The 24,993-nt window shown below is 58.3% G+C and carries 24 protein-coding genes; 12 read left to right on the top strand and 12 right to left on the bottom strand.

Going from position 1 to position 24,993, the window contains the following annotated elements; genetic code table 11:
- Positions 1 to 9: 9 nt before the first annotated feature.
- From LKR43_RS10515 to LKR43_RS10525, 3 genes are read left to right on the top strand one after another with little or no spacing between them, the layout of a single operon-like run.
- Positions 10 to 396, top strand: coding sequence for an iron-sulfur cluster assembly scaffold protein (locus LKR43_RS10515; RefSeq protein ID WP_227684012.1), 387 nt, complete (start codon positions 10 to 12; stop codon positions 394 to 396).
- A 2-nt stretch (positions 397 to 398) separates the two neighbouring features.
- Positions 399 to 722: an iron-sulfur cluster assembly protein IscA gene (iscA, locus tag LKR43_RS10520; protein ID WP_227684013.1), complete on the top strand. Its 324-nt coding sequence runs from the start codon at positions 399 to 401 to the stop codon at positions 720 to 722.
- Between the two features lie 60 nt (positions 723 to 782).
- A complete protein-coding gene (locus tag LKR43_RS10525) occupies positions 783 to 977 on the top strand; it encodes a HigA family addiction module antitoxin (protein WP_227684014.1) in 195 nt (64 codons plus the stop codon).
- 70 nt (positions 978 to 1,047) lie between these two features.
- Here LKR43_RS10525 and LKR43_RS10530 read toward each other — a convergent pair whose 3' ends face one another.
- The gene (locus tag LKR43_RS10530) at positions 1,048 to 2,016 is read right to left on the bottom strand and encodes a hypothetical protein (protein ID WP_227684015.1); all 969 of its coding nucleotides are present in this window, start codon (positions 2,014 to 2,016) and stop codon (positions 1,048 to 1,050) included.
- Between the two features lie 176 nt (positions 2,017 to 2,192).
- Here LKR43_RS10530 and LKR43_RS10535 point away from each other — a divergent pair, with 176 nt between their 5' ends.
- The gene (locus tag LKR43_RS10535; RefSeq protein ID WP_227684016.1) at positions 2,193 to 3,080 is read left to right on the top strand and encodes a methylglyoxal synthase; all 888 of its coding nucleotides are present in this window, start codon (positions 2,193 to 2,195) and stop codon (positions 3,078 to 3,080) included.
- 26 nt (positions 3,081 to 3,106) lie between these two features.
- On the opposite strand, the gene lysS is transcribed toward LKR43_RS10535, so the two are convergent.
- The 3 genes from lysS to prfB form a co-directional block, all read right to left on the bottom strand.
- The gene (lysS, locus tag LKR43_RS10540) at positions 3,107 to 4,627 is read right to left on the bottom strand and encodes a lysine--tRNA ligase (RefSeq protein WP_227684017.1); all 1,521 of its coding nucleotides are present in this window, start codon (positions 4,625 to 4,627) and stop codon (positions 3,107 to 3,109) included.
- 12 nt (positions 4,628 to 4,639) lie between these two features.
- On the bottom strand, positions 4,640 to 5,392 hold the full coding sequence (locus LKR43_RS10545) for an SDR family oxidoreductase (protein WP_227684018.1): 753 nt from the start codon (positions 5,390 to 5,392) through the stop codon (positions 4,640 to 4,642).
- 2 nt (positions 5,393 to 5,394) lie between these two features.
- Positions 5,395 to 6,499, bottom strand: a protein-coding gene (gene prfB / locus LKR43_RS10550; protein ID WP_227684019.1) for a peptide chain release factor 2 whose coding sequence is annotated in 2 segments (ribosomal slippage) — positions 5,395 to 6,417 and positions 6,419 to 6,499 — 1,104 coding nt in all. Because the reading frame shifts where the segments join, the coding sequence is not laid out codon by codon here.
- 178 nt (positions 6,500 to 6,677) lie between these two features.
- Here prfB and LKR43_RS10555 point away from each other — a divergent pair.
- On the top strand, positions 6,678 to 7,751 hold the full coding sequence (locus LKR43_RS10555) for a tellurite resistance/C4-dicarboxylate transporter family protein (protein ID WP_370632094.1): 1,074 nt from the start codon (positions 6,678 to 6,680) through the stop codon (positions 7,749 to 7,751).
- A gap of 59 nt (positions 7,752 to 7,810) precedes the next feature.
- Here LKR43_RS10555 and LKR43_RS10560 read toward each other — a convergent pair whose 3' ends face one another.
- The 7 genes from LKR43_RS10560 to LKR43_RS10590 all read right to left on the bottom strand — a co-directional run bounded on the left by LKR43_RS10560 (position 7,811) and on the right by LKR43_RS10590 (position 15,118).
- Positions 7,811 to 9,091 (bottom strand): TRAP transporter large permease, encoded by a 1,281-nt coding sequence (locus tag LKR43_RS10560; protein WP_227684020.1) that lies wholly within the window; start codon positions 9,089 to 9,091, stop codon positions 7,811 to 7,813.
- The gene (locus LKR43_RS10565; RefSeq protein WP_227684021.1) at positions 9,088 to 9,630 is read right to left on the bottom strand and encodes a TRAP transporter small permease; all 543 of its coding nucleotides are present in this window, start codon (positions 9,628 to 9,630) and stop codon (positions 9,088 to 9,090) included. The genes LKR43_RS10560 and LKR43_RS10565 overlap by 4 nt, the downstream gene beginning before the upstream one ends.
- 54 nt (positions 9,631 to 9,684) lie before the next feature.
- Complete coding sequence (locus LKR43_RS10570) at positions 9,685 to 10,689, bottom strand: TRAP transporter substrate-binding protein (protein WP_227684022.1); 1,005 nt, start codon at positions 10,687 to 10,689, stop codon at positions 9,685 to 9,687.
- A gap of 106 nt (positions 10,690 to 10,795) precedes the next feature.
- Positions 10,796 to 11,656: an ABC transporter permease gene (locus tag LKR43_RS10575; RefSeq protein ID WP_227684023.1), complete on the bottom strand. Its 861-nt coding sequence runs from the start codon at positions 11,654 to 11,656 to the stop codon at positions 10,796 to 10,798.
- Positions 11,657 to 11,666: 10 nt separating this feature from the next.
- Positions 11,667 to 12,911 (bottom strand): ABC transporter permease, encoded by a 1,245-nt coding sequence (locus LKR43_RS10580; RefSeq protein ID WP_227684024.1) that lies wholly within the window; start codon positions 12,909 to 12,911, stop codon positions 11,667 to 11,669.
- 18 nt (positions 12,912 to 12,929) lie between these two features.
- Positions 12,930 to 13,994 (bottom strand): ABC transporter substrate-binding protein, encoded by a 1,065-nt coding sequence (locus tag LKR43_RS10585; protein ID WP_227684025.1) that lies wholly within the window; start codon positions 13,992 to 13,994, stop codon positions 12,930 to 12,932.
- 2 nt (positions 13,995 to 13,996) lie between these two features.
- Complete coding sequence (locus tag LKR43_RS10590; RefSeq protein ID WP_227684026.1) at positions 13,997 to 15,118, bottom strand: ABC transporter ATP-binding protein; 1,122 nt, start codon at positions 15,116 to 15,118, stop codon at positions 13,997 to 13,999.
- A gap of 104 nt (positions 15,119 to 15,222) precedes the next feature.
- Between LKR43_RS10590 and LKR43_RS10595 the strand changes: the two genes are divergently transcribed.
- On the top strand, positions 15,223 to 16,479 hold the full coding sequence (locus LKR43_RS10595; protein ID WP_227684027.1) for a DNA repair exonuclease: 1,257 nt from the start codon (positions 15,223 to 15,225) through the stop codon (positions 16,477 to 16,479).
- Positions 16,480 to 16,482: 3 nt separating this feature from the next.
- The gene (locus LKR43_RS10600; RefSeq protein ID WP_227684028.1) at positions 16,483 to 20,001 is read left to right on the top strand and encodes a YhaN family protein; all 3,519 of its coding nucleotides are present in this window, start codon (positions 16,483 to 16,485) and stop codon (positions 19,999 to 20,001) included.
- A gap of 15 nt (positions 20,002 to 20,016) precedes the next feature.
- Here the strand turns inward: LKR43_RS10600 and LKR43_RS10605 are convergent, their stop codons facing one another.
- The gene (locus tag LKR43_RS10605; protein ID WP_227684029.1) at positions 20,017 to 20,580 is read right to left on the bottom strand and encodes a hemerythrin domain-containing protein; all 564 of its coding nucleotides are present in this window, start codon (positions 20,578 to 20,580) and stop codon (positions 20,017 to 20,019) included.
- 59 nt (positions 20,581 to 20,639) lie between these two features.
- Here LKR43_RS10605 and LKR43_RS10610 point away from each other — a divergent pair, with 59 nt between their 5' ends.
- The 5 genes from LKR43_RS10610 (at position 20,640) to LKR43_RS10630 (ending at position 24,920) form a co-directional block, all read left to right on the top strand.
- Positions 20,640 to 21,254 (top strand): peroxidase-related enzyme, encoded by a 615-nt coding sequence (locus LKR43_RS10610; RefSeq protein WP_227684030.1) that lies wholly within the window; start codon positions 20,640 to 20,642, stop codon positions 21,252 to 21,254.
- Between the two features lie 183 nt (positions 21,255 to 21,437).
- Positions 21,438 to 22,211, top strand: a complete 774-nt coding sequence (locus LKR43_RS10615) for an ABC transporter ATP-binding protein (RefSeq protein ID WP_227684031.1) — start codon at positions 21,438 to 21,440, stop codon at positions 22,209 to 22,211.
- Positions 22,208 to 23,203: an ABC transporter substrate-binding protein gene (locus LKR43_RS10620; RefSeq protein WP_227684032.1), complete on the top strand. Its 996-nt coding sequence runs from the start codon at positions 22,208 to 22,210 to the stop codon at positions 23,201 to 23,203. The genes LKR43_RS10615 and LKR43_RS10620 overlap by 4 nt, the downstream gene beginning before the upstream one ends.
- 110 nt (positions 23,204 to 23,313) lie before the next feature.
- A complete protein-coding gene (locus tag LKR43_RS10625) occupies positions 23,314 to 24,087 on the top strand; it encodes an ABC transporter permease (RefSeq protein WP_227684033.1) in 774 nt (257 codons plus the stop codon).
- 2 nt (positions 24,088 to 24,089) lie between these two features.
- Complete coding sequence (locus LKR43_RS10630; RefSeq protein ID WP_227684034.1) at positions 24,090 to 24,920, top strand: transporter substrate-binding domain-containing protein; 831 nt, start codon at positions 24,090 to 24,092, stop codon at positions 24,918 to 24,920.
- Positions 24,921 to 24,993: the final 73 nt, after the last annotated feature.

Here is a 24,993-nt window from a genome sequence, read left to right on the forward strand (position 1 = left end):
GTCAGCATCATGGCTTATAGCGACAAGGTTATCGATCATTACGAAAACCCCCGCAACGCGGGGGCATTTGCCATTACAGAGCCCCATGTGGGCACAGGAATGGTGGGGGCGCCCGCCAATGGCGAGGTCATGCGCTTGCAGATCAAGGTCGATCCCCAATCGGGTATCATTGATGATGCAAGGTTCAAGACCTACGGTTGTGGCTCGGCCATAGCGGCAACATCACTGGCCACCGTCTGGCTAAAGGGTAAAACACTAGACCAGGCGCTGGAAATCCGCCATGCGCAGATAGCACAAGAGCTGGCACTTCCGCCGGTAAAGATTCATTGTTCCATACTGGCGCAAGACGCCATCCAGGCAGCAGTACGGAACTACAGGGAAAAGTATCAGGAATAACTATGGGAATTACGCTTACACAACAAGCGGCTGACCATATCAGCCGTTATATCGAAAAACGCGGCAAAGGCCTGGGCCTGCGGCTGGGTGTCAAGACCACGGGTTGCTCGGGTCTGGCTTACAAGCTTGAATATGTCGATGAACCCAACTCTGAAGACATCCTTTGCGAGCAATTCGGCGTACGCGTTTATATCGATCCGAAAAGTTTGCCTTTCGTCGATGGAACACAGCTCGACTATGCCCGCGAAGGCCTGAACGAAGGGTTCAAGTTCATCAACCCCAACGAAAAAGCATCCTGCGGCTGCGGGGAATCGTTCACCGTTTAAAGCCGCCGGTCGGGGTGATTCCCTGGCGGTTCTGCAGCTGAAATACAACAAGGGTCGGCCATGCCGGCCCTTTTTCTTGTATGGGAAAGTCTGCGATTTACCTACATTTCAGCGGATATGGCGCTGCGGCTGGCTGCTGCCTTTGGAACCAGCGCCGAAATGTGGCTCAATATGCAAACCAAGTACGATCTCTGGCAGGCTGAGAGTGAGCCACGACCAGAGGTGCTGCCGTTTTGTGAGCCAGCTCACGCTTGATTTCAACTCGGCAATGATTTTTCCAGTATGGCGAAGTTACCCGCCGTTACGCTTCAATCCACGCCGGCCTCTATTTGAATACGTCTTCAATGCTCTGTGCATCAAGTACCTGTTCGGCCCAGCGGCTTAGTACGGCGTCGTCAGCCGCTACCAGCTTCACCTTTGCCCAGTCTGGCAATACCCCGAATTTGCGGGTGATCAGGGTGGATAGAAGCGCTGCAAAACCTTCTGCTTTGCCTTCCTGTCTTCCTTCCAGTTTCCCTTCTTCCCGCTCGCGCTTGAGGCGAACGCGTTCAATGCTGGTTACGTAGTTCATCCGGGTTTCCTCTTCAAGTTTTTGCACGGCGTCTTCAAAAGCCATTTCAAGCGGTTCGGGTAACGCCAGCATCGCATCGATGATGCGAAACAGCATGATCACATTATCGCGCTGATAGCCCCACAGGTACAGCCGTTTCACCAGTTCGGTCTTGCGCACAAGCCGATGTCGGTCGGCCCGCGTGGCATTTGCTTCCAGCTGGGTCAGCATCACGACGGCAAACGGGTTGGCCGGCGCCAGTCTGATCAGCTCATCCATGCGCGGACGCCAGTCTTCCAGGCGTGCGACCGGAAAGGTGAAGCGCAGACTGCAATCCCAGAATTGCTCCTGGTAGGACAGGTAAGGGGCTTGATCCTGTGCCGGGGCATCGGTCAGCACGGCCAGGCTGACCAGGTGCTCTGTGGGATACTTTTCATGCAGCCGGATGTAGTAGGTGTACATACGGTAGGAAAATGCTGGGTCGTTCCCCGCCTGGATTTCCACATGAATCCATAACAGGGTAGCCTGGCCATCAAGCAGTCGTACCGATACCAGTTTGTCGACATGGCGCCTGCCGCGCTTGGCGCTGCGCATCAGTGCCTGCAGTTCCTTGTCACGGAAAACAGGCGGTTCGCGCCAGTCGATTCGGGCATGCAGGTCGGGCCACAACAAGGCCATAAATTCTGGAAAATAGCCTTCGAGCGCTTCTTTCCAGGCGCTGTCGTAATCGGAAACCGTCGTCATGGCGTGCCTGCGGCAAAGTGGTGGAGCAACCACTATAGGCAGGGAATGCAGCGGAAAGTGGCCTGGGTGCAGGCTATGATCCCTTGCAGGAAGTACGTACCCATGTTCAGCGGCACCCTTGTCATCCCGGCAAGCTATGATAGTAATGCTTTCTTCATCTTCCACGAGCTTGCCACATGACTTCCATCCCTGTTTTGCGTTTCGGCCTGGCGGCCAATCGTTTGCATCATGAAACCTACGGTGCGGCACTGTTCCAGTGGCTGGAGCAGTCGGCGGCCGGCATACGCGAACTGGGTATGGAGTTCCATACCGTGGGGCGTACTTTCGACGCCATCGAGCGCTCGGGCCTGCTGGCCGGCCACCAGGGGCTGATTCGCTATCCTTTTGGCCGTGAAGGCGGCCTGATGAAGCTGGTGGCCAGGGTGACCGAGAGCCGGGACGACCAGGCGCCTTTTGACGGCGCAATCTATCTGATCGATCCGGTCGATCCTTCCTCCATATTCCCCGAGGCGCTGGCCTTAAAGCGTCAGTGCATTACGCATGGCCGGCCTTTTGTTTCCACGCTGATGGGTGCGATCGAGTGGGTGGAAATCGAACGTTTGTGCGCAGGCCTGACGCCAGATGCGGCCCTGAAGCCGCTATTCAATTTCTCAGACCAAACCCTGGCCCTGATTGCACACGATGCCCTGAAAGACGACATGGTTGCGTTTGCCGACCAGCACTTCCAGGTGTTGTCGCGTTTCGCCAGCAGGGTGGGTACGGGTACGACCAGCGGCCGCCTGAACGAGCTGGCCTGGTCGCGCGGCTGGCCCAAGGACACTCCGTGGGTGCAGCCTTATCTTAGCGGACCTTTGGGCGGAGACGCCCAGATTGCAGAGCTGGTGCTGGAGCGGCGCTGCCAGCGCGTGATCTTTTTTGAAGACCCGCACGTGGCGCGCCAGCACGAGGCCGATATTCAGCTGCTTGAACGCGCGGTGCGCGTGGTCACCGACAAGGCGGCCTGCATTGCCTCGCCGGCGGTGGCCCACAAGTGGGCCGGTGCTGTGCAGCCTTTGCAAGGCTAGCACGACGCACGGCAAAGGCGCCTGGTTTAGTCTTCGCGCCGCAGGTGTGGGAACAGGATGACGTCGCGTATGCTGGGGCTGTCGGTCAGCAGCATGACCAGACGGTCTATGCCTATGCCGCAGCCGCCTGTGGGGGGCATGCCGTATTCCAGCGCCCGTATATAGTCGGCGTCGTAATACATGGCTTCTTCATCGCCGGCATCCTTGGCTTCAACCTGGGCCAGAAAGCGTGCTGCCTGGTCTTCGGGGTCGTTCAGCTCTGAAAACCCGTTGGCGATTTCACGGCCGGTCATGAACAGTTCAAAACGTTCGGTGATGCCTTCCTGTGTATCGGAGGCGCGTGCCAGCGGTGACACTTCAACGGGGTAGTCGATGATGTAGGTGGGGTTCCACAGCTTGGCTTCGGCGGTTTCCTCGAACAGGGCCAGTTGCAGCGCGCCCACACCGGCGCGGGCCAGTACGGGGCCGTTCACGTCGGCACCCAGGCGTTTCAGCTCGGTGCGCAGGAAGTCAGTGTCGTGCAGTTGTTCCTGGGTGTAGCCCGGTGCGTACTTCATGATGGCCTGAACGATGGTCAGGCGGTCAAAGGGCTGGCTCAGGTCCAGTTCACGCTCCTGATAGGTCAGCACGGCACTGCCGCAGGCGGCAATGGCTGCTTCGCGGATCAATGTTTCGGTAAAGTCCATCAGCCAGCGGTAGTCGGTATAGGCTGCGTAGAACTCCATCATGGTGAATTCGGGGTTGTGACGCGGGCTGACGCCTTCGTTGCGGAAGTTGCGGTTCACTTCAAACACGCGGTCAAAGCCGCCCACCACCAGGCGCTTCAGGTAAAGCTCTGGTGCAATGCGCAGGAACATTTCCATGTCCAGGGCGTTGTGGTGGGTCACGAAGGGTTTGGCTGCCGCACCGCCGGGTATGGGATGCAGCATGGGGGTTTCGACCTCAAGAAAGCCGGCGTTGATCATGTGATGACGTATGCTGCCGATGGCCTTGCTGCGCGCAAGAAAGCTGCGGCGCGTTTCTTCGGTCATGATCAGGTCGACATAGCGCTGGCGATAGCGCAGTTCGGTATCGGCCACACCATGGAATTTGTCGGGCAGGGGTCGCAATGACTTGGTCAGCAGACGCACGGTGGTCGCGTGGACCGAAAGCTCGCCTTTGTTGGTCTTGAACATCTTGCCTTCGACCGCAATGATGTCGCCGATGTCCCAGGTTTTGAACTGGGCGTAGATGTCTTCGCCGATGGTGTTCCTGTCCAGAAAGATCTGGATGCGTCCCGAGCTGTCTTGCAGGGTGGCAAAACTGGCCTTGCCCATCACGCGCTTGAGCATCATGCGCCCGGCCACTTTCACTTGCTTATCAACCTCGGCCAGCGCTTCTTTTTCGAGCTCGTCGTAGGCGGCGTGCAGGGCGGCGGCCACGTTGTCGGGCTGGAAGTCGTTGGGGTAGGCCACGCCCTGTTCACGCAGTTTGGCCAGCTTGCTGCGGCGTTCGGCGATCAGGTGGTTTTCGTCAGTGGCGATGCTGGGTGGGGTTGGTTCGTTCATGATACTTATTAATTAGGCGTGATTTCTGATGTCGTCGAGCACGGTGGTGCCGAAGTCGTCGCTGGACAGGTAGCGCAAGATGCGGTCAGCCACGTCGCCGGGGGCGGCCAGTTGGCCCTGCTCATGCAATTGTGCAAAGCGCTCTACATTGGGGAAGTCGGTGCTGGCACTGCTGCGTATGGTTTCCTGCATGCCTGTGTCGATCACGCCAGGTGCCAGCGAAACGATACGTACACCATGATTCTCGGCGTCTATTACCCTGGTGTAGTGATCCAGCGCCGCCTTGGTGGCGCAATAAACGCCCCAGCCTGCGGTGGGATTGCGGCCGGCGCCCGATGAAATGTTGATGATGCGGCAGTCGGCCTGCAAAGGCTTGACGGCCTGCAGAAATGCCGCCGTAATCAGCATGACGCTGGTCACGTTCAGGCTGAAGGCCGCGGTAATGGCGGCGGCGCTGTCAAGATCGCCGGCCTGGTTGATGGGGTGTACGGTGCCCGCGTTGTTGATCAGTACATAACGCTGCGCGCCGGCAGGCAGGCCCGCCACCACTTGTTTGGCTACCCGCTCGGCAGCCGATGGGTTGGCCAGGTCGGATTGCACCTGCTGCAGTGTGCAGCCAATGGCAGCCGCTCGCTCGGCCAGCCTGGGGTCGTGGCTGCGGGCCACGGTGGTCAGGCGGGTGCCGTTCTGCATCAGGCCCAGGGCCAAAGCCTGGCCCAGCCCGCGCGAGGCGCCGGTTACGATGGCGACGGTGCTTGTTTCCATGGTTATACCCCTTGTTTCAGGCTGGCCTGTATGAATGGGTCAAGGTCGCCATCCAGCACTTTTTGCGTATTGGAAATTTCGACGTTGGTGCGCAAGTCTTTGATGCGGCTTTGGTCGAGCACATAAGAGCGAATCTGATGGCCCCAGCCCACATCGGTCTTGGCGTCTTCCATTTTCTGTTGTTCGGCCATGCGGTTGCGCATTTCAAGTTCGTAAAGGCGAGACTTCAGCATCTGCATGGCTTCGGCACGGTTGCGGTGCTGCGAGCGGTCGTTCTGGCACTGCACGACAATTCCGGTGGGCATGTGCGTAATGCGTACAGCCGAGTCGGTCTTGTTGATGTGCTGACCGCCGGCGCCGCTGGCGCGGTAGGTGTCTACGCGCAGGTCGGCCGGGTTGACCTCGATTTCAACCGAGTCGTCGACTTCGGGGTAGACGAACACGCTGGCAAATGAGGTGTGGCGGCCGTTGGCCGAGTCGAAGGGGCTTTTGCGCACCAGGCGATGCACGCCGGTTTCGGTACGCAGCAGGCCGAAGGCATATTCGCCTTCGATCTTGATGGTGGCCGATTTGATGCCGGCCACGTCGCCGTCAGACTCTTCCAGCACTTCGGTCTTGAAGTCTTTGTTTTCGCAGTAGCGCAAGTATTGGCGCAGCAAGATGGAAGCCCAGTCCTGGGCTTCGGTGCCGCCGGCGCCGGCTTGTATATCCATGAAGCAATTGAGTGGATCGGCCGGATTGGAAAACATGCGACGGAATTCCAGTTCTTCCAGGCGGGCGCCGATGGCGTCTGTGTCGTGTTCGACGGCAGCCAGGGTGGCGTCGTCGTCATCGTCGGCTGCCAGCTCGAACAGCTCTTGGGCGTCGGACAGGCCGGTGGCGATCTCGGTCAAGGTGTGGACGACGTTTTCCAGGCTTTTTTTCTCGCGCCCCAGATCCTGGGCGTGTTTGGGGTCGTTCCAGACGTCGGGATTTTCGAGTTCGGCGTTGACTACATGCAGGCGTTCAGCTTTGGCATCGTAGTCAAAGATACCTCCGGAGTGAGTCCTGACGCTCCGCGTAGTCTTCCAGGCGGGCGGCAAGTTGGTTCTGGCGTTCGGCTTCCATATTGATGATTCCTGATGGTGTGTTTGCGGGCTTTTGAGCGGCAATGTTTTTTATTAACCCGCTATTTTACCCTGTACTTGAGTGACAACACCGCGCGCCGGTTCTGGCCCTGTGCGGGCGGCGGCGATAGAATGCACCTTGGTCCAATACTATCGTGCCGCGAGGCACCCGCCTGTTCATGTCTACTCCGCCCACACAAAACCCGCCATTGGCGCCTAATGCCACGACAGACGGACGACCAACAGGGCTGGCAGGCATGTCGCCCGCCAATTTCGGCATGGTGATGGCAACGGGCATCGTTTCGCTGGCGGCCCACATGCTGGGGCACGAAAAATCGGCTCACGGGCTGTTCCTGCTGAATAACCTGCTGTTTGCGGCCTTGTGCGTGCTGACCGTGTTGCGCGCGTTGCGCCATACGCGTGTTTTTCTGGCCGACTTGTCAGATCATCTGCGTGGACCCGGTTTTTTCACCACGGTGGCTGCTTGCGCCGTGCTTGCTACGCAGTACATGGTACTGCTGGACGACAGTCATATCGGCATGCTGTTGTGGGCGGCGGCGCTGGTCATGTGGTTTGTGTTTACCTACGTTATTTTTACAGTGCTTACCGTCAAGCGTGACAAGCCTTCGCTTGACCGGGGCATCAACGGAGGCTGGTTGCTGGCGGTGGTGGCCACGCAGTCTATTGCGGTGTCCAGCATATTGCTGGGTGCCACCAGCCAGCAGCCTTACCGGCTTGAGCTGAACTTCCTGGCCTTGTCCATGTGGTTGTGGGGCGGCATGCTTTATATATGGCTGATGTCGCTCATTTTCTATCGCTACACGTATTTTCGGCTGGAACCCGACGACCTGACCCCACCGTACTGGATCAATATGGGCGCCATGGCCATTTCCACCCTGGCGGGCTCTTTACTGATAGAGCATTCGGCCGACGCGCCTTATTTGAGCACTCTGCGTCCGTTTATAAAAGGCTTTACGGTTTTCTATTGGGCGGCGGGCACTTGGTGGATACCCATGTTGCTGATCCTGGGCGTATGGCGCTATGTGTACCGGCGCTTTCCATTGCGTTACGACCCTTTGTACTGGGGTGCGGTGTTTCCGCTGGGCATGTATGCCGCCTGCACCTGGCATTTGAACCTGGCCATGGAGTTCGAGTTGCTGGCACGCTTGCCCGCCGTGTTCTTTACCCTGGCGTCGGTAGCCTGGGTATTGGCTTTTGTGGGCTTGTTGCGCAAGATAGCGCGGCGCGGGTGATGAGGCATCCGGTTGGTTTCAGGCCAGGCGGTCCTGGAGCCAACCGGATGGGATAGCGCTTAGAACAGTTTCAGTTCAGGCAGCCATAGCGAGATGGCCGGTATGTATGTAACCAGCCCCAGGAAGGACAGCAGGATCAGCAGCCATGGCGAAGCGGCGCGCACGACCTGGCCTATGGGCATCTTGGTGATGCCTGCGGTGACGAACAGGTTCAGGCCTATGGGCGGCGTGACCATGCCGATTTCCAGATTGACCACAATGATGATGCCCAGGTGGACCGGGTCTATGCCCAGCTGCATGGCGATGGGGAACAGAATCGGAGCCAGGATAAGGATGATGCCGGTAGGCTCCATGAACATGCCTGCGACCAGCAGCAGCAGGTTGACCACGATCAGGAACTGCCAGGCGGCCATGTCCCAGGCCACGATCTGTTCGGCGATGGCTTGCGGAATGCGCTCGGTGGTGAGCACGTGGGCAAACAGCAAGGCATTGACGATGATGAACATCAGCATGATGGTCACCTTCGACGCGTCGATCAGTACGTCGGGTACCTGGCGCATGCCAATGTCGCGATATACGAATACCGCAACAAAAAAGGCATAGACCGCCGAGACGGCCGCCGCTTCGGTGGGGGTGAAGATGCCACCGTAAATACCGCCAAGGATGATCACAATGAGCATCAGGCCCCAGAACGAATCGCGCGCAGCCACGGCGACTTCCTTGAGCGAGGCGCGTGGCTGGCGAGGCATGTTCTTGACGCGGGCGACGATATAAATGGCCAGCATCAGCAGGAAGCCCAACAGCAGGCCGGGTACGACGCCGGCCATGAAGAGCTTGCCGACAGAGGTTTCGGTGGCGGCGCCGTAGACCACCAAGACGATCGAGGGTGGAATAAGTATGCCCAGGGTGCCAGCGTTACAGATGACACCCGCGGCAAATGATTGTGTATAGCCGGAGCGAACCATGCCGGCAATCACGATGGAGCCGACTGCCACCACCGTGGCGGGCGAGGATCCTGAGACGGCAGCAAACAGGCAGCAGGCCAGGACTGATGCGATGGCCAGACCACCGTGCAGGTGACCCACTGCTGCGATGGCAAAGCGTATCATGCGCCGGGCCACACCACCGGTGGTCATGAATGCGCCGGCCAGCACGAAGAAGGGAATGGCCATGAGTGTGAAATGTTCTGAGGTTTCGAACATTTTCAGGGACAGCGAGGCCAGTGAATCGTGGCCGAACATCAGTATGGTGAGAATTGATGAAAGCCCCAGGGCCACGGCCACCGGCATGCCGATGAACATGAACACGAACAGCATGATGAAGAGCGCGCCGGTCGTCATGGTCTGGTCTCCGTGGAAGTGTCGTCGCTGGAATACTTGAGGGCGTCTTCAGCCTCGTCGCCCAGCAGATGCGCTTCTTTGCCTGTGGCCAGCTTGAACAGTATCTGGCCGAAACGGAACAGCAGCAGGACGAAGCCTATGGGCATGACCATGCGCGGTATCCATTGGTAGATGGGGATGTCTTGGGCCAGTATGCCGATGTCGTATATTTTTGAAACGTAGATCCAGCTACCGGTCAGGACAATGACGGTATACAGCAGGCACAGCGCGGTGGCGATAATGTTCAGGACATGGGCAACTGGCTTGGGCAGTACCTTGACCAGGGCATCGACCCCTATGTGGGTATTGACACGCACGCCATATGAAATGCCCAGGAAAATCAGGCCGGCGAACAGAAAAATGCTTAGTTCAAGCGCCCACACAAAGCTGTAGTTGAAGACGTACCGCGCGATGACCTGGACGAAGGTGACCAGGGTCATGGCGGCCAGAATCAGGCCGATAAGCCCTTCTTCCAGCCGCTCGTACCAGGCTGCTTTCATGTGTTTGCTCCGCACAAGGATGAAGGCCGCGCAAGCGCGGCCTTCAGGACTGTTTTATTGTTGATTGGACGACAGGGCAGACTTGATCAGGTCGGCACCGATGTCGCCTTCGAACTTTTTCCAGACGGGTTCCATGGCAGTACGCCATGCGGCAATGTCTTCCTTGCTGAGCGTTTGCACCTTGGCGGCGCCGGCTTCCTCGATGCGCTTGCGGTCGCGCTCGTTAAGCTGGGCAGCCAGGTCGTTCGCGTAGGTAGTGGCTTCTTCCATAGCCTGCGAAAGGCCTTTTTGAATGTCGTCGGGCAGGCCGTCCCACCATTTGGCGTTGGTGACCACCATGTAGTCGATCACGCCGTGGTTGGTATTGGCGATGGTTTTCTGGACTTCATGGAATTTTTGCGAATAGATATTGGACCAGGTGTTTTCCTGACCGTCGACCACACCGGTTTGCAAGGCTTGATAGACTTCGCTGAAAGCCAGTTTTTGAGGGTTGGCACCCAATTCGCGGAACTGTGCCTCGAGTACGTCGGAGTTCTGGATGCGGAACTTCAGACCCTTGATATCTTCGGGGCGCGTGAGTTTGTCTTGATTGGTGGACAACTGCTTCATGCCATTGTGCCAGTAGGCCAGGCCCTTCAGGCCACGATTGGTCATGGAGTTCAGCAGTGCCTTGCCGTCTTTGCTTTGCTGGAAGCGGTCAACTGCTGCCATGTCGTCGAACAGGAAGGGCAGGTCGAACAGCTGTACCTTCTTGGTGTAGCGGTCGAATTTTGAAAGGGACGGGGCGATGAACTGGACGTCGCCCAACAGTACGGCTTCCATTTCCTTGGCATCGCCGAACAGTTGTGAGCTGGGGAAGACTTGCACCGTGACTTTGCCAGGCAGGAGTTTTTCGGCGACTTCCTTGAACTTGATGGCTCCCTGGCCTTTGGGCGTTGCCTCGGCTACCACATGACTGAACTTGACGATAATGGGGTCCTGCGCCAGCGCCGATCCTGCAAAAGCCATGGCGAGGCATGCGCTGATGGTAGTTAGTACGCGTGTTGGGGTCTTGATCATTGTTTGTCTCCGTGTTGTGGTTGTCGCTCTGCAGGCCGACTAGATTGACACTTTAGACGCCTGTATCGTGGGTGTAAAGCTTGAGGTTTAAGGGTTTTACATAGGTTTATTCCGCGTCGTTACCCTTGCGAACACGCTCGGAGCGTCGGCGCAGGAGCTCCAGCGTGGCGAGAAACAATATAGATACGATGATCAGCAAGGTGGCCACGGCCAGGATGGTGGGGCTTATCTGTTCACGCAGGCCGGCGAACATCTGACGAGGTATGGTGCCCTGTTCAGGGCCGGCCAGAAACAGCACCAGCACAATCTCGTCGAATGACGTTACAAACGCAAAGAGCGCACCTGAAATGACGCCCGGCCGGATAAGCGGAATGATGACATCGCAGAAAACCCTGAACGGCGAGGCACCCATGCTTAGCCCGGCGTGGTACAAAGAACGGTCAAAGCCGCTGAGCGTGGCGGTGACTGTAATGATGACAAAGGGAACGCCCAGTGCGGCGTGGGCAATGATGATGCCGGTAAACGTGCCCACCAGGTTGAAACGCGTGTAGAAAAAGAACATGCCGGCGGCCACGATGATGAGCGGCACGATCATGGGCGAGAGCAGCAGTGCGGTAATCGTGCGCCGGAACGGCATGGTGTCGCTGGCCAGCCCCACAGCGGCCACCGTACCCAGCGTGGTGGCAATGATGGTGGCGCAAACTCCGATGAAGAAACTGTTGCGTATGGCCATAAGCCAGTTGTGGCTGTTGAAAATGGCTTCGTACCATTTCAGCGAGTAGGCTTCCGGATCAAGCCGCAGCATGCCAGGCGTAAAGCTGAAGAACGGTTCGGCGTTGAACGACAGCGGAATAATGACCAGTATGGGCAGCATCAGGAAGAACAGTACGGCCCAGGCGGTCAGCTTGAGCGCGTAGGCGCCGAGCTTGTGCCGCCAGGAGTAATAGGCCGGGTAGGTAGCGTCCATGGTGTATCCGTTAACCCAATTTGATGTTGCGCGCGCCTATCAGGCGATCGTAAGTCCAGTACAGCACCAGAATCAGCACCAGCAGCAGCGTGCCCAGCGCGGCGGCCAGGCCCCAGTTGTTCGAGCGCTGCATATGAAATGCGATGATGTTGGAAATCATTTGCCCGTCGGTGCCGCCGACCAGCGCGGGGGTTATGTAATAACCCACGGAAATGATGAAAACCAGCAGCGATCCGGCGCTCAGGCCGGGCAGCGTCAGGGGCAGGAAAATGCGTACGAAGGCCGAGAACGGCCGGCTGCCAAGCGATAGCGCAGCCCGCACAAAGCTTGGATCTATGCCTTTCATGACGCTGTACAGCGGCAGGATCATGAAGGGCAGCAAGATGTGCGTCATGGCAATGATGGTGGCAAAGCGCGTATACAGCATTTCAAGCGGGCTGTTGATCAGCCCGAGCGATTCGAATACGGAATTCAGCACACCGTTGGTCTGCAGCAGGGCTATCCACGACGTGGTACGCACCAGCAGCGAGGTCCAGAACGGCAACAGCACCAGGACCATCAGCATGCCGGCGATGCGTCGTGGCGCGTGGGCCAGGTAATAAGCCAGCGGATAGCCCAGGGCTATGCACAGCAGGGTAATAACCAAGGCTATACCCAGCGTCTTGGTGTATAGCTGTATATAGATGCTGGCAGATTCGCGCTGCTGGATTTCATTCTGCGCGTTGCGTTCAAGATCGAGAGCCGTCAGGTAATAGGTGTCGGTGTAGACCTGGCCCGTTACCTTTATGGCGCGCCATAGTTCGGGCTGGCCCCAACGTGGATCGGCCTCGGTAAGCAAGGTCTTGCCGTCCTTGATCAGCGTGTCGTCGGGCAACCTGCGAAACTTGCGCGCTGTGGAGTTGACCAGACTGGATGCGCCCGGATAGGCACGGTTGATGGCCGCAGCCAGCACGCCGGAGCGGCGCGATTCGGCCAGTTCCTTGAGTTCTTTTGCGAAGGTTGAAAAAACGACAGGATCGGGCAGTTCCGTTTTCTTCCAGCCCGATAGCTCTTGTACGGTTTTCGGGATGAGCTCGACCAGCGTGGGGTTATAGACACTGCGATACAGCATGGTGGCTATGGGTGCCACGAATGCAAAGAATATGAAAACGAGCAAGGGTACGACCAGCAACAGGCTGGCGCGCTTGCGGCGCTTCAAAGCCCGTATTTCAGCCCGGATTTCGTCGGCCGATAATGCTGCCTGCTGACTGGTCATACCCTGGATCCGCCTAACTTATTTCAATAGCCATTCGTTGAATTTTTCACCCAGCGATTCACCATAGTCGGCCCAGAAGATGCCGTCGGCCTTCAGACCTTTGTCGACGTGGGTGCTGGGCAGATGGTCGATTACGCTTTTATCAACCAGGGCCATGGATGATTTGCGGGGTGGGCCGTAAGCCACATCCTGGAAGCCTGCCAGAGCCTTGGTGCTGGTGGTGAAGCTGACGAAGTCAAGGGCCAGTTCAAGATTGGGTGTGCCTTTGACGATGCCCCAGGCGTCGAGATCGTACAGGTTGCCGTCCCAGACCATGGTGAAGGGCTTGCCTTCACGCTTGATGGCGTCAAAGAAGCGGCCATTGGCTGATTGCACCATGACGGCTCCACCGTCGTTCAGCAACTGAGGGGCTTGCGACCAGCTGTCGAACCAGACGATTTCGGACTTGATGGTGTCGAGCTTGGCAAAGGCCCGCTCCTGGCCTTCGGGGGTGGACAGGACCTTGTAGACGTCTTCTTCCTTGACGCCGTCGGCCAGCAGGGCCCATTCAAGATTGACCTGGGCACGCTTGCGCAACGCACGTTTGCCGGGGAATTTCTTCAGGTCGAACAGGTCTTCGATGGTGGAAGGAGCCTTGTCGCCTATGGTTTTGTTGTTATAGGCATAGACCGTGCTCCAGACGATTTCGCCCACACCGCACTCGTTCTCGAGGGCTGCAGGGATGAAGTCTTCCTCGGCCGGTGTGCCGTCGTCGCCCTTGAGCAGAATGTCGCGCGGGATGACCTCGAGCAGACCTTCAGCGCAGGCGCGCTCCAGATCGATGGTTTCGATGTCGACCACATCCCACTGGATCTTGCCGGCTTCGACCTGGGCCTTGATTTCAGCTACCCCGCCCGTGTAGTTCTCGAACAGGATCTGGGTGCCGGTCTTGGCCATATAGGGGTCGATCTGGTGCACCTTCTGTGCCGCGCCATAGGCACCGCCAAACGATACAACCGTCAGGCTTTTCTGCGCCTGCGCTGTGCCCCCGAACGCCAGGCCCAGCACCAGCGCCGGGCCCAACAGGGATGTGATTTTTTTCATGGCTATTCTCCTTGGACTGGGGATGAGTGGTTGCTGAAGGCGAAACAGTCGCTGGTCATCCAGGCCAGAACGGTTTCCTGGCCCTCGGTGAAATCGGGGGCCTTGGTATCGTTTAGTGTCTTGACGGTGACGTTGCTGCCGTCGGACAACTGAAAGTAATAGCGGATGAAGTCACCCACGTAATGGCGGGTGATGAATTTGGCTGAAATTTGATTGTCGTAGGTCTGATCGCTGGTTTTTATGACCAGCTTTTCGGGGCGTACCGAGATGATGCACTGGCTGTCGCCGGCCGTGCAGTTGCCGTTGCGCGCTTGCAGTGGTGTACCGCATTGCAGGGTTGCACCGACGGTTTCAGTGCCGGCGCCTTGCGACAGCGTGGCCGATATCAGGTTGTTCTCGCCGATGAAGCTGGCAACGAACGCGTTCGCGGGCCGTTCGTACAGGTCGTCGGGTGAGGCATATTGCTGGACCACGCCTTCGTTGAACACCGCAATGCGGCTGGACATGGTCAGTGCTTCGACCTGATCGTGCGTGACATAAATGACCGTGAAACCCAGTTTCTGATGCAGGCGGGTTATCTCGAACTGCATTTGCTCGCGCAGTTTTTTGTCGAGGGCGCCCAGGGGTTCGTCCATAAGGACCAGTGTGGGCTCGAAAATCAGCGCCCGGGCCAGTGCCACGCGCTGGCGCTGGCCGCCTGACAGCTGGCCGGGGTGACGGTCGCCAAAGTGGCTGAGTTCAATCAGCTTCAGGTAGTGTTCGACTTTTTCCTTGATCTCTTTTTTGGGCAGCTTGCGTACCGTTAGCGGGTAAGCCAGGTTCTGGGCAACCGTAAGATGAGGAAAGAGGGCATAGTTCTGGAAGACCATGCCGATATTGCGTTTGTAGGGAGCCGTATTGGTGATGGGCGTGCCGCCTACCGTTATAGTGCCGCTGGTGACGTTTTCAAAGCCCGCCAGCATCATGAGCACGGTGGTTTTGCCTGAACCTGAAGGGCCCAGCAGGGTGACAAATTCGCCTTGTTTGACGTCGAGGTTGAAATCCTTGACGACCAGTGTTTTCTGATCGTATGTCTTTTTGACGCCGGTAAATTTTAAAAATTCTTCCTGGCCTGCTTGTTCCATCGGCATTCCGGTTGTTCTTGCTGTGGTAAAGAGGGTTCACATTTAGAATAGCACCAGACCTAATAGTTTTAACCAAGGGTTTTCCCAGAAAAAAGGAATGTTTCGTGAGGTTTATCCATGCAGCCGACATCCATCTTGACAGTCCGCTGACCGGTCTGAGTGTTTATCAGGACGCACCGGCAGACAGGTTGCGCACGGCTACCCGCGAAGCGTTCACGCGTCTGGTTAGTCTGGCCATTGAAGCGTCGGTTGATTTCATGGTGATAGCCGGCGATCTTTATGATGGCAACTGGAAAGACCACAATACCGGCTTGTATTTCGTGGCCCAGATGGGCCGCCTTGAGCGGGCCGGCATCCCCGTCTATCTGCTTTACGGCAATCACGATGCTGAAAGCCAGATGACCCGCAAGCTGATGATGCCCGGCAATGTGCATGTGTTTCCCGCGAACAAGGCACACACGTATACGAACGATGAACTGAAGCTGGCGGTGCACGGGCGCAGCTTCAAGGTCGCAGCGACCACCGATAATCTGGCTGCGACGTATCCGCCGCCGGTGCCTGGCATGTTCAATATAGGTGTGCTGCATACCGCGCTCGAGGGCAATGCCGCCCATGCAAACTACGCGCCGTGCTCACTAGATGAGTTGCAGGCCAGGGGTTATCAGTATTGGGCCCTGGGCCATGTGCACGAGTACCGGATGTGGCCCGGCGACACCTGTGTCGTCTTTCCCGGCAATCTGCAGGGCCGCAATATTCGCGAAACCGGTCCGCGTGGTGCTGTCATGGTCAATGTCGATGCTCAGGGCCAGATCCAGGTCGAACGCCTGCTGGTCGATGTGCTGCGCTGGCACAGGCTCGAGGTCGATGTGTCGGCATGCGCATCGTTTGGGCAGGTAGTGCGCACCGTAGGCAGCTCCCTGCAAGATCTGCTCTTTGCTCACGACGCTGATTTGCTGCTGGTAGTTCGTGTTGTTATGCAGGGCGTCAGTGCCGTGCACGGCGAGCTGTTCGGCCAGGAAGGCCAGTTGCGTGCCGAAGTGCTGGGCCAGGTGGCGGCATTGGGACACGACCGCTTGTGGCTCGAGAAGGTCAAGCTGGCTACGCAAGCGCCGGCCGACGCCGATACCGGGCATGACCATATCGAAGCCCTTGCCGATTTACGTACGCTGCTGCTGCAGGCTGAATCCGATCCGGAATTTCTCGAAAGCCTGCAAAATGAACTTATGGGTCTGGTAGGCAAGGCGCCGCTGGAACTTCAAGACAGCGTGCCCTGGTTCGACGATATCCGTTCAGGCGACATGAGCCGCTTGCTGAAGGAAGTCGGCCCGGCCCTGATGGCTCATCTGAGCAAGGCGGAGTAGTACATGCGACTGCAAAACCTGGATCTGATCCGCTACGGAAAATTTACCGACCGCAGTCTTGAGCTGGCCAGGTCGTCTGATCATGACTTCCATTTGATACTGGGGCCGAACGAAGCAGGCAAGTCCACGCTGCGAGGGGCGATCCTGGACCTGTTGTTTGGCTTTCCGCCGCGCACACCACTGGACTTCGTGCATGCGAAGTCAGAACTGCGTTTGGGCGCTGTGCTGCAGCACGACGATCAAACCCTGGCCTTCATGCGGCTGAAGGGCAACAAGAATACTTTACGCGCACCCGACGAAACAATACTGCCGGACACCGCCTTGCAAGCCTTTCTGGGCGGCGCCAGCCGTGCTTTCTTTGACAAGATGTTCGGCCTGGATCACCCCAGGCTGGTTCAGGGCGGCAACAGCATCTTGAATGCCCAGGACGATGTAGGGCAGATTTTGTTCCAGTCAGCTGCCGGGCTGTCCAGCCTGGGGCGTGTGCGTGACGCGCTCGCCCAGGAAGCCGACAGTCTTTGGGCGCCTACCCGATCGGGCAAGCGCAGCTACTACGCCGCGCGTGCAGATATGGAAGCGGCGGTCGAGATACTGAAAAGTGCTACTGTGCATACCCGCAAGTGGGCCGACGCGCAAGAGCGTGTCCAGACTCTTGAGAAACAGCTGTTGACCCAGCGTGATTTGTTGATAAGCCAGCAGACCCGCCGCGACAGGCTTGAACGCATACGCCGGGTTAATCCGGTTATCCAGGAGCTGAACGACAGCATCGCACAACTGGCTGAGCTGGGTGATGTTGTGAGCTTGCCGGCCGATGCGGCCCGTATCCTGCTGGAGGCCGAGCGGGCCCAGGCCGTGGCACAGCAAGGGATTGAGTTCCGGCAGAAGGAGTTGCAGCGCCTCGAGGGCGCCATGCGTAATATCTACATTGAAGATACGTTGCTTGGGCTCGAAAAAGACATATCAGCCCTTGATGTCCTGCGTCACCAGTATGTCGGTCATCCTTCGGCCATGGCCCGGCAACAAGGACAGCTGCAACAGCTGGAGCAACAGGCTTTGCAGCAACTGGAAGCCCTGGGACTGCTGCAAGCGGGCGACCTGAAGGCCTTGACTGATGGATATGACCGAGAGCAGGCATTGCGCGCCGGCTTGCCTGCCTTGCCGTTGCGCAAGCATATGGAGCAGCTGCTGAGTGATCGGGCAAGCCTGGCCCAGGCGCTCGAAAACGCCAGTACTGTTCTGCGTGACCGCAAGGCAGATGTCGACACTATTCAAGCCAGGCTGGCCGGGCAGCCTGTGATCCAGGTCAGTACGGCGCTGCGCGAGGCGCTGGAGCGAGCCAAGGCGCTGGGTGATACCGATGCGGCCATTAAGAAGGCGATACGGCACACCCGGGAATGCCAGGCAGCGCTGGATCAAGCCATGGCCGGCCTGGGGCAGTGGACCAGATCGGCAGGAGAACTGGCGGCCATGGTCATGCCGTCGCCCCAGGTGCTGGCGGCGTGGCTGGCGGAGCGTCGCGATTTACAGGCCAAAGAAAGCTCGGCTGCAGATCGCCTGCGCGAACTGACCGCCGCAGCAGAAAAGTGCGAGTTACGCCTGAGCCAATACCGCGAGCAGCACAATCCCGCTACCCAGGAAGAGTTGATCCGGGCTCGTCGCCTGCGGGACGATACATGGCAGTCTATCAAGCAGGGCGCTGCGAGTCTGGCCGAGGCTGCTGAACCTTTCGAAGCCGCGCTGCGCGAAACCGACGATCTGGCTGATCGCCGCTACGGTAAGGCCCATGAGGTAGCGCAATTGCAAAGCCTTCAGCATCAATGGGAACAGGCCCGCCAGGATGAGCAGCAGGCACAATTGCGCCATACGCAAAATTGCCGGATGCTGGATGATTTCGATGAAAAATGGCGCGTCGCCAGTAGCGGGCTGGGTTTGTCGGGCCTGTCACTCGAGCAGGCGCCGGACTGGCAGTTGACACGGACCCGGGTACTTGAGGCCGGGCAGGCACTGGATCGCGCCTTGCACGATCAGCGCCTGCTGCAGGAAACGCAGCAGGCGGCGCAGGCTGAACTTACGCAAGCCTTGAACCAGTCTGACCAGACACCTGTGGTGGAGCCATCGTGCACTCTCGATGGCCTGCGCACGGCAGCAGAAGCCCGTATTCGCGAAGCAGATACCGTGGCGGCCCGGCATGAAGCCTGGCAAGCGCAGGTCATACAGGCCGGATTTGCGCTGGATGTCGCGCAGCAGACGCTTGATGAAACGCAGTCCCGCGATGAGCAGTGGAAACAGTCATGGACTGATGCCCTGTCCAAAGCAGGTTTGCCGGCTGATACGAGTCCGGGTGCGGCCCAAGGCGTGCTGTCCGTGATCACAGAGGTGGCTGGCCAGCTTGACCAGATGCGCAGGGTGCGCAGCGAAGGCCTGGAAGTCATGCAGGCAGCACTGCAGGATTTTGCCCGGGAAGCGGGCAGGCTGGCGCGGGCGGCAGGCCTGGAGCAGGCGCAGACTGAATCGGTGAGCCATACCCAGGCTTTTGAAATCAGCCAGGCGCTGAGCCACAGGCTGGCGCAAGCCAGCCGGGCACAGGAAGAATCGGCCAAGCTCGATCGTGCCATCCAGGCAGAGCGCGCCGAGATTCGTGCTGCTCAAGAGGCGCTGCTGCAATCGCAGGCCGCCGTTGCACCTATGCTTGAAAGGGCGGGGGTGGGCACGCTCGAGGCCCTGGGGCCGGTCATAGAAAAGGCCGACACGCATCGCCGTTTGCAGCAACGGGTCGAACAGGCGCGCGCCCGCTTGCTTCAAGAGGGTGACGGGTTGACGCCGGCACAGCTGCAGGCAGAGATCGACGATGTGGATGTGACCGATGTGGTCGGGCAATGGACGCTGCTGCAGGCCGATATCGAACAGGCAACTGCGGCCCGGAGCGATCTTGCCGTGCAGCTGGCCGAGGCCAAGCGTGTGCTGCACGCCATGACCGGTGCCGACGATGCAGCCAAGGCCGAGGCAGACCGCCAGGATGCGCTGGCCAGAATGAGCGACGCCGCCGAACGCTATGTCAAGGTGTATACCGCGACACGCCTGCTGCGCTGGTCCATAGACCGGTATCGCGAAGAAAAGCAAGGGCCCATGCTGGCGCGCGCCAGCGCGATATTTGCCCAGCTGACCCTGAATTCATTCGAGCGGCTTCGGGTTGATTTTGACCGTGATCCCATGGTGCTGGAGGGCCAGCGCAGCGACGGGCGTTGCGTGGGCATAGAAGGCCTGAGTGACGGCACGCGCGATCAGCTTTACCTGGCCTTGCGCCTGGCTGCACTGGAGCTGCATCTGGAGCAGGCACCTGCCTTGCCGTTCATCGCCGACGATCTTTTCATCAACTATGACGATGACCGAACCAAGGCCGGTTTGCGCGCCATGGCTGAACTGTCGCGGCATACCCAGGTGATTTTTCTTAGCCATCACGAAGCCTTGCTCGAGCCCGCGCGCCAGGTGTTCGGCGATCGGCTGAATGTAATCAGGCTATAGCCATTTCACGGTGCGTCAGCCGGGATGAATGTCGGCATCGCTGATGCCACGACGCCGGCGCATCGCCTGGCCTATGCGGGTGATGTCGGCGTCGCTGAGCAGGCGTGCCGCCATGGGCAGCAACTCTTCCTCTTCCAGCCTCATGTGCCGCTCGTACAGGTTGATGAAGGCTTCCAGCGTGTCGGCAGGCAGTTCGGCGGTCTGTCCGTCGGCTACTTGCAGCAGTATGGGGCGCAGCTTGCGCCAGCCCGCTTCCAGCTGGCGGTGGTCGTTGGTCAAACCTTCGGTCAGCCCTTTTATACAGACGGGATCGGAACCTGCCATGGATTCGAGCAGGGCGGGGAACAGGTCCTGTTCCTCGTCGGCGTGATGGTCCAGGGCGGATGTGTCGAAGTAGCGCATGATGCGGGCGGCGGCGTTGCGGGCGTCTTCATCGGCGCCGTGCTCACGCAGGTGAGGAGCGAGTCGCCGCAAGGTATTGCACTGCCGCTCTATTCGATGGTGGCAGGCACTGAGCATTTCCAGTGGTGCTTCCGTGCTGGCAGTGGGGCCCGAGAAACCGGGGAAGTCTGTGGCCATGGCATAGTCCCTGCATATGCATTAGTATCGTTCAATGATTATAAGGAATGGAGACCCTGATGCCGCAACCTGACCACGTGTCTGCCGTGGGCGTGCCTGATGCCGCCGGCCTTGATGAAGATATACAGACCGTTTTCGCCAAATGTACCGAGAAGCTGGGCCTGATCCCCAATGTGCTGGCGGCCTATAGTTTGCGGCCCAACAAGCTGCGTAATTTCATGGCGATGTATAACGAACTCATGCTGGCACCTTCAGGGCTGACCAAGCTTGAACGGGAAATGGTAGCGGTGGTCGTGTCCAGCGCTAATCATTGTTATTACTGCCTGGTTGCCCATGGGCAGGCGGTGCGCGCCTTGTCGGGTGACCCGCAGCTGGGCGAGATGCTGGTCATGAATTACCGGGTAGCCCCGCTGGATGCGCGCCAGCGTGCCATGCTGGATTTTGCCTGGAAACTTACCAAAACCCCTGAGCAGGTTATCGAGGCCGACAGGGCGGCACTGGTCGAGGTGGGCCTGAGCCCCGAAGACATATTCGATCTGGCCGACACCGTAGGTTTCTTCAATATGTCGAACCGCATGGCCATAGGCATAGACATGATTCCCAATCCCGAATACCACGGTATGGACCGGCCTGAGCCTTTCGCTGCGCCACCCCGAAAGCCCAAACCGGTGTGATTTGGCAACAGTAGGCCGGTCCCGGTTCCAAACCGCGATCGGGCTTGATTTCCGCAAATAGGCCTGTTGTCTGGGTCTGACCGCTATATATCCGGAAGATATAAGTAAAGACCATATAATTTCTTGTGATGCTGAAAGATGCTCAGTAAAGTTCGATATAACCAAATCGTAAATTGAGCACTTATGAAGCTGTCGTTTCAGAATATAGAAAAAGAATTCTCGGGCCTGCGGGTGATCGAGAATTTCAGCCGGGATATCGAATCCGGCGAGCTAGTCGCGCTGGTAGGCCCGTCAGGTTGCGGCAAATCCACGCTCTTGCACATCGCGGCAGGCCTGGAAACGCCCAGTGGCGGTGCAATACTGGCTGACGGCGCGCGAATTCAGGGGCCTCATCCCGAGCGCACGCTTATGTTCCAGGAAAACGCCCTGTATCCGTGGCTTACCCTGGCTCAGAACGTGGCACTGGCGCTCGAGTTCCAGAAAATGGACAAGAGCAAGGCATTTGTTCAGGCCGGCGAGTGGCTGGCCAAGGTCAATCTCAAGGGCTTCGAGAACTACTTCCCGCACCAGGTATCGGGTGGCATGCGCCAGCGCGCCGCCCTGGCTCGCGCCTTTATTTCTCATCCCAAAGCCTTGCTGCTGGACGAACCCTTTGGCGCTCTTGACGCGCTGACCCGCATGACTTTGCAAGACGCCTTGCGTCAGCTTATACGCGAAGCAGGGCCGACCGTGCTGTTGGTGACCCACGATGTGGACGAGGCCTTGTTCCTGGCCGACCGTATTCTGGTGTTCAGCCAGCGTCCGGCCACCGTGCTCAAGGAATTCAACCTGACCCAGCACGAAAAAACACATGATCTTTCGGAATTTGCCGCCATGCGCCGCGAAATTCTGGGCCTGCTGGGCATACATGCCGAGCACGAAGAAAACACTGCCATCCTAGAGGAAGTTGAAGCATGAAATTATCACGTCTGTTATTGCCCGTTCTTGCCGCGTTCGCGCTGGCATCGCCCGTCCTGGCTGCCGATAAGTTCAAGATCGGTTATTTGCGCGTCATGGACGATGCGCAAGCCATCGCTGCCTACGAGGGCGGCTTCTACAAGAAGCACGGTCTGGATGTCGAACTGGTCGAGTTCAAGTCCGGTACCGATCTGATCAAGGCCATCGTGGGCGGTCAGCTCGATACCGGCGTACTGGGCTTTACCAATGCGGCTTCCTGGTCGTCCAAGGGCGCTGATCTGAAAGTGGTCGGTGGTGCCCAGCATGGTTTCCACGCCATTGTCGTGCGTGACGACTCGGGTATCAAAGATGTTGCCGGCCTTAAAGGCCATACCCTGGCTTCCCAGAAAGAGGGCAGTACGGCCGATACCGTTCTTAAAGGTGTGGTGCTCAAGGAAGCGGGCCTGACGCCCGATGATCTGTCCATCATGGGCGTCAGCCCGCAGGTGGCTGTGCAATCGCTGGTAGGCAAGCGCGTCGATGCCGCTTTCCTGTTCGAGCCGCAGGCACGTATTGCGCAATTGGTTGCTCCCGTTACGCAAATCTACGAGGTCGGTGAGGTCTGGCCTTTTCCGTGCATGGTGGTGATTGCTTCGGGCGATACGGTCAAGAATCGCAAGGAAGAAGTCTGGAAATCGCTTGATGCCCAGCGTGAAGCCATTGAATTGCTGACCAACAATCCGGAAGAGGGCGCCAAGCTGATTGCCAGCTACTTCATTGCCGAGCCCACGCTCAAGACGCTTAAGCATGGCGACGTGCCCCGCAACGACATCATTCGTGATGCCATCAAGAGCCAGACTTTCAGCCCCAAGCTGACTGAAAAGGAACTGGATCGCATGCAGGAAATTGCCGATATCATGCAGGCCCAGGGTTCGCTGAAAACGCGTGATGGCAAGCCTTTCGACGTAAGCCAGATCATTGATCTGGAATGGCAGGAAGCACGCAAGCTGTAAAATTCCGCCTGCTCCGGCATCAGGCCGGAGCGCGGAACAGCGTCGTGCCGCTGTAGACATCCAGCCTATGATGGCCGGCCTGAACCGGCCATCATGTATTTTGAGCATTCATGAGTACACAGATTCGCCTTACCGGTTACAAGAAAAAACTAGCCATGGTGGTGGCCATTGCCGCTATTTTGCTGCTCTGGCAGATCGCCGCGTGGTCCTTGCCAGACTTTCTCATGCCGGGGGTGCCTTCCGTCCTGGTCCGCCTGTGGGAGGACATACAGTCATCAGATTTTCGCGCCGCCTTATCGGGCAGCCTGGTGCGCCTGGGTTTTGGCTATGGCTCTGCGTTGCTGTTCGGCGTAGGTTTCGGCCTGATAGGCGGTGTGCTGTTCTTCTTTCGTGAAGTGCTCAAGTCGGCCATCATTATCCTGCAGTCCATCCCGTCAATCGCATGGGTGCCGCTGTTCCTGATCATGATGGGATTTGGCAATATGCCCATTATCGTGGTCATTGCCCTGTCTGCATTTTTCCCGGCCGCCTTGTCGGTCATGAATGCCACGGAAAGCGTGCTTAATGTGCATGTGTCTGCTGCGCGGGTCATGGGCGCCAGCCGCTGGGACATGCTCAAGCGGGTTTATCTGCCGGCAGTCATGCCTGAATTGATCACGGGTGCACAACTGGCGTTTGGCAATGCCTGGCGTGCACTGATTTCGGCTGAAATGCTTATAGGCTTTGGCCAGGGGCTGGGCCGTTCGCTCGCCTATGCGGGTGAAACCGCCGACATGATGGGTGTGATGGCCAACATCCTGACCATCGCCATATTGGCCACCCTGATCGATCAGGTCATACTCGAAAACCTCAAGCGCAAGGTACTGCGCTACCAATACGTCTGACTATGAATACTCTGGCTGCCGCTAAACGCTCATTCTGTTCTGCTGCCACGCTGGCGCTGGGTGCGCTGGCCCTGCTGCCCATGCCGTCGCAGGCAGGCAATAGCGCGCAGCCGGGCCCTGCAGCTCCCACATTGCAGGTCGGCATGAGTTATGTCGTGCCACCTTTTGTGGGCGGGTCCAAGGTTCGTACTCCCGAAGCCATAGACACTGCGCTGGCGCAGGCGCTCGCCGGAAAGCTTGCGCTGGCCTTGCAGGCGGTACCGGCCCAGGCAGGCGGCAAAGAGATGCTGCTGGGTGAAGACCGACCCCGGGCGGTGCTGGTGCCGGCCTCCGACGTGCAATCCACCAGGCAGACAAGCGTGACAATTCCTACGGGCTACGAGCTTGCGCCCATGGCCATCATGCGTACCGATACCGATATCAAGTCCTGGAAGCAGCTGAAAGACCGCACTGTGTGCCTGTCAGAGGGCGGGCGGTATGTGGGCACGATGGCAGCGCGCTATGGTGCCCGCGAGATGATTTATCGTGCACCTGCCGACGCCTTGCTTGCATTGCGTACAGGCGAATGCGATGCTGCCGTGCACGACGAGACCATGCTCCGGTCTTTGCTGAAGCTGCCTGAATGGAAGAAGTTTTCCGCCAATCTCACGGTAAAGGACAAGGAGCCGCTGGTATTCGTGGCCGCAGCCGATGATCAGCCTGTGGTAAGCGCGCTCAAGCAATTGACCCGTGAATGGAAATCCCGGAAGGAACTCGCCGCACTGACCAAAACCAGAGCCAACGATATTGCCTTCGAAGTGTATCTGGATCAGGTCGTTGCCGACTGCCACTGAGCTATGCTCAGGATCTTGCTCGGGCTGGCGCTGCGCGGGCGTCCATTAAGTGCGAAAATTGCGCCTGAAACAA

It is taken from the genome of Pusillimonas sp. MFBS29 (assembly GCF_020687695.1).
Taxonomy (GTDB): Bacteria; Pseudomonadota; Gammaproteobacteria; order Burkholderiales; family Burkholderiaceae_B; genus Pusillimonas_C.

What these genes read in the sequence shown, in the direction of transcription:
- LKR43_RS10515 (WP_227684012.1), top strand. Translation starts at nt 10, where the DNA reads ATGGCTTATAGCGACAAGGTTATCGATCATTACGAAAACCCCCGCAAC.
- iscA (WP_227684013.1), top strand. Translation starts at nt 399, where the DNA reads ATGGGAATTACGCTTACACAACAAGCGGCTGACCATATCAGCCGTTAT.
- LKR43_RS10525 (WP_227684014.1), top strand. Translation starts at nt 783, where the DNA reads ATGCCGGCCCTTTTTCTTGTATGGGAAAGTCTGCGATTTACCTACATT.
- LKR43_RS10530 (WP_227684015.1), bottom strand. Translation starts at nt 2,016, where the DNA reads ATGACGACGGTTTCCGATTACGACAGCGCCTGGAAAGAAGCGCTCGAA.
- LKR43_RS10535 (WP_227684016.1), top strand. Translation starts at nt 2,193, where the DNA reads ATGACTTCCATCCCTGTTTTGCGTTTCGGCCTGGCGGCCAATCGTTTG.
- lysS (WP_227684017.1), bottom strand. Translation starts at nt 4,627, where the DNA reads ATGAACGAACCAACCCCACCCAGCATCGCCACTGACGAAAACCACCTG.
- LKR43_RS10545 (WP_227684018.1), bottom strand. Translation starts at nt 5,392, where the DNA reads ATGGAAACAAGCACCGTCGCCATCGTAACCGGCGCCTCGCGCGGGCTG.
- LKR43_RS10555 (WP_370632094.1), top strand. Translation starts at nt 6,678, where the DNA reads ATGTCTACTCCGCCCACACAAAACCCGCCATTGGCGCCTAATGCCACG.
- LKR43_RS10560 (WP_227684020.1), bottom strand. Translation starts at nt 9,091, where the DNA reads ATGACGACCGGCGCGCTCTTCATCATGCTGTTCGTGTTCATGTTCATC.
- LKR43_RS10565 (WP_227684021.1), bottom strand. Translation starts at nt 9,630, where the DNA reads ATGAAAGCAGCCTGGTACGAGCGGCTGGAAGAAGGGCTTATCGGCCTG.
- LKR43_RS10570 (WP_227684022.1), bottom strand. Translation starts at nt 10,689, where the DNA reads ATGATCAAGACCCCAACACGCGTACTAACTACCATCAGCGCATGCCTC.
- LKR43_RS10575 (WP_227684023.1), bottom strand. Translation starts at nt 11,656, where the DNA reads ATGGACGCTACCTACCCGGCCTATTACTCCTGGCGGCACAAGCTCGGC.
- LKR43_RS10580 (WP_227684024.1), bottom strand. Translation starts at nt 12,911, where the DNA reads ATGACCAGTCAGCAGGCAGCATTATCGGCCGACGAAATCCGGGCTGAA.
- LKR43_RS10585 (WP_227684025.1), bottom strand. Translation starts at nt 13,994, where the DNA reads ATGAAAAAAATCACATCCCTGTTGGGCCCGGCGCTGGTGCTGGGCCTG.
- LKR43_RS10590 (WP_227684026.1), bottom strand. Translation starts at nt 15,118, where the DNA reads ATGGAACAAGCAGGCCAGGAAGAATTTTTAAAATTTACCGGCGTCAAA.
- LKR43_RS10600 (WP_227684028.1), top strand. Translation starts at nt 16,483, where the DNA reads ATGCGACTGCAAAACCTGGATCTGATCCGCTACGGAAAATTTACCGAC.
- LKR43_RS10605 (WP_227684029.1), bottom strand. Translation starts at nt 20,580, where the DNA reads ATGGCCACAGACTTCCCCGGTTTCTCGGGCCCCACTGCCAGCACGGAA.
- LKR43_RS10610 (WP_227684030.1), top strand. Translation starts at nt 20,640, where the DNA reads ATGCCGCAACCTGACCACGTGTCTGCCGTGGGCGTGCCTGATGCCGCC.
- LKR43_RS10615 (WP_227684031.1), top strand. Translation starts at nt 21,438, where the DNA reads ATGAAGCTGTCGTTTCAGAATATAGAAAAAGAATTCTCGGGCCTGCGG.
- LKR43_RS10620 (WP_227684032.1), top strand. Translation starts at nt 22,208, where the DNA reads ATGAAATTATCACGTCTGTTATTGCCCGTTCTTGCCGCGTTCGCGCTG.
- LKR43_RS10625 (WP_227684033.1), top strand. Translation starts at nt 23,314, where the DNA reads ATGAGTACACAGATTCGCCTTACCGGTTACAAGAAAAAACTAGCCATG.
- LKR43_RS10630 (WP_227684034.1), top strand. Translation starts at nt 24,090, where the DNA reads ATGAATACTCTGGCTGCCGCTAAACGCTCATTCTGTTCTGCTGCCACG.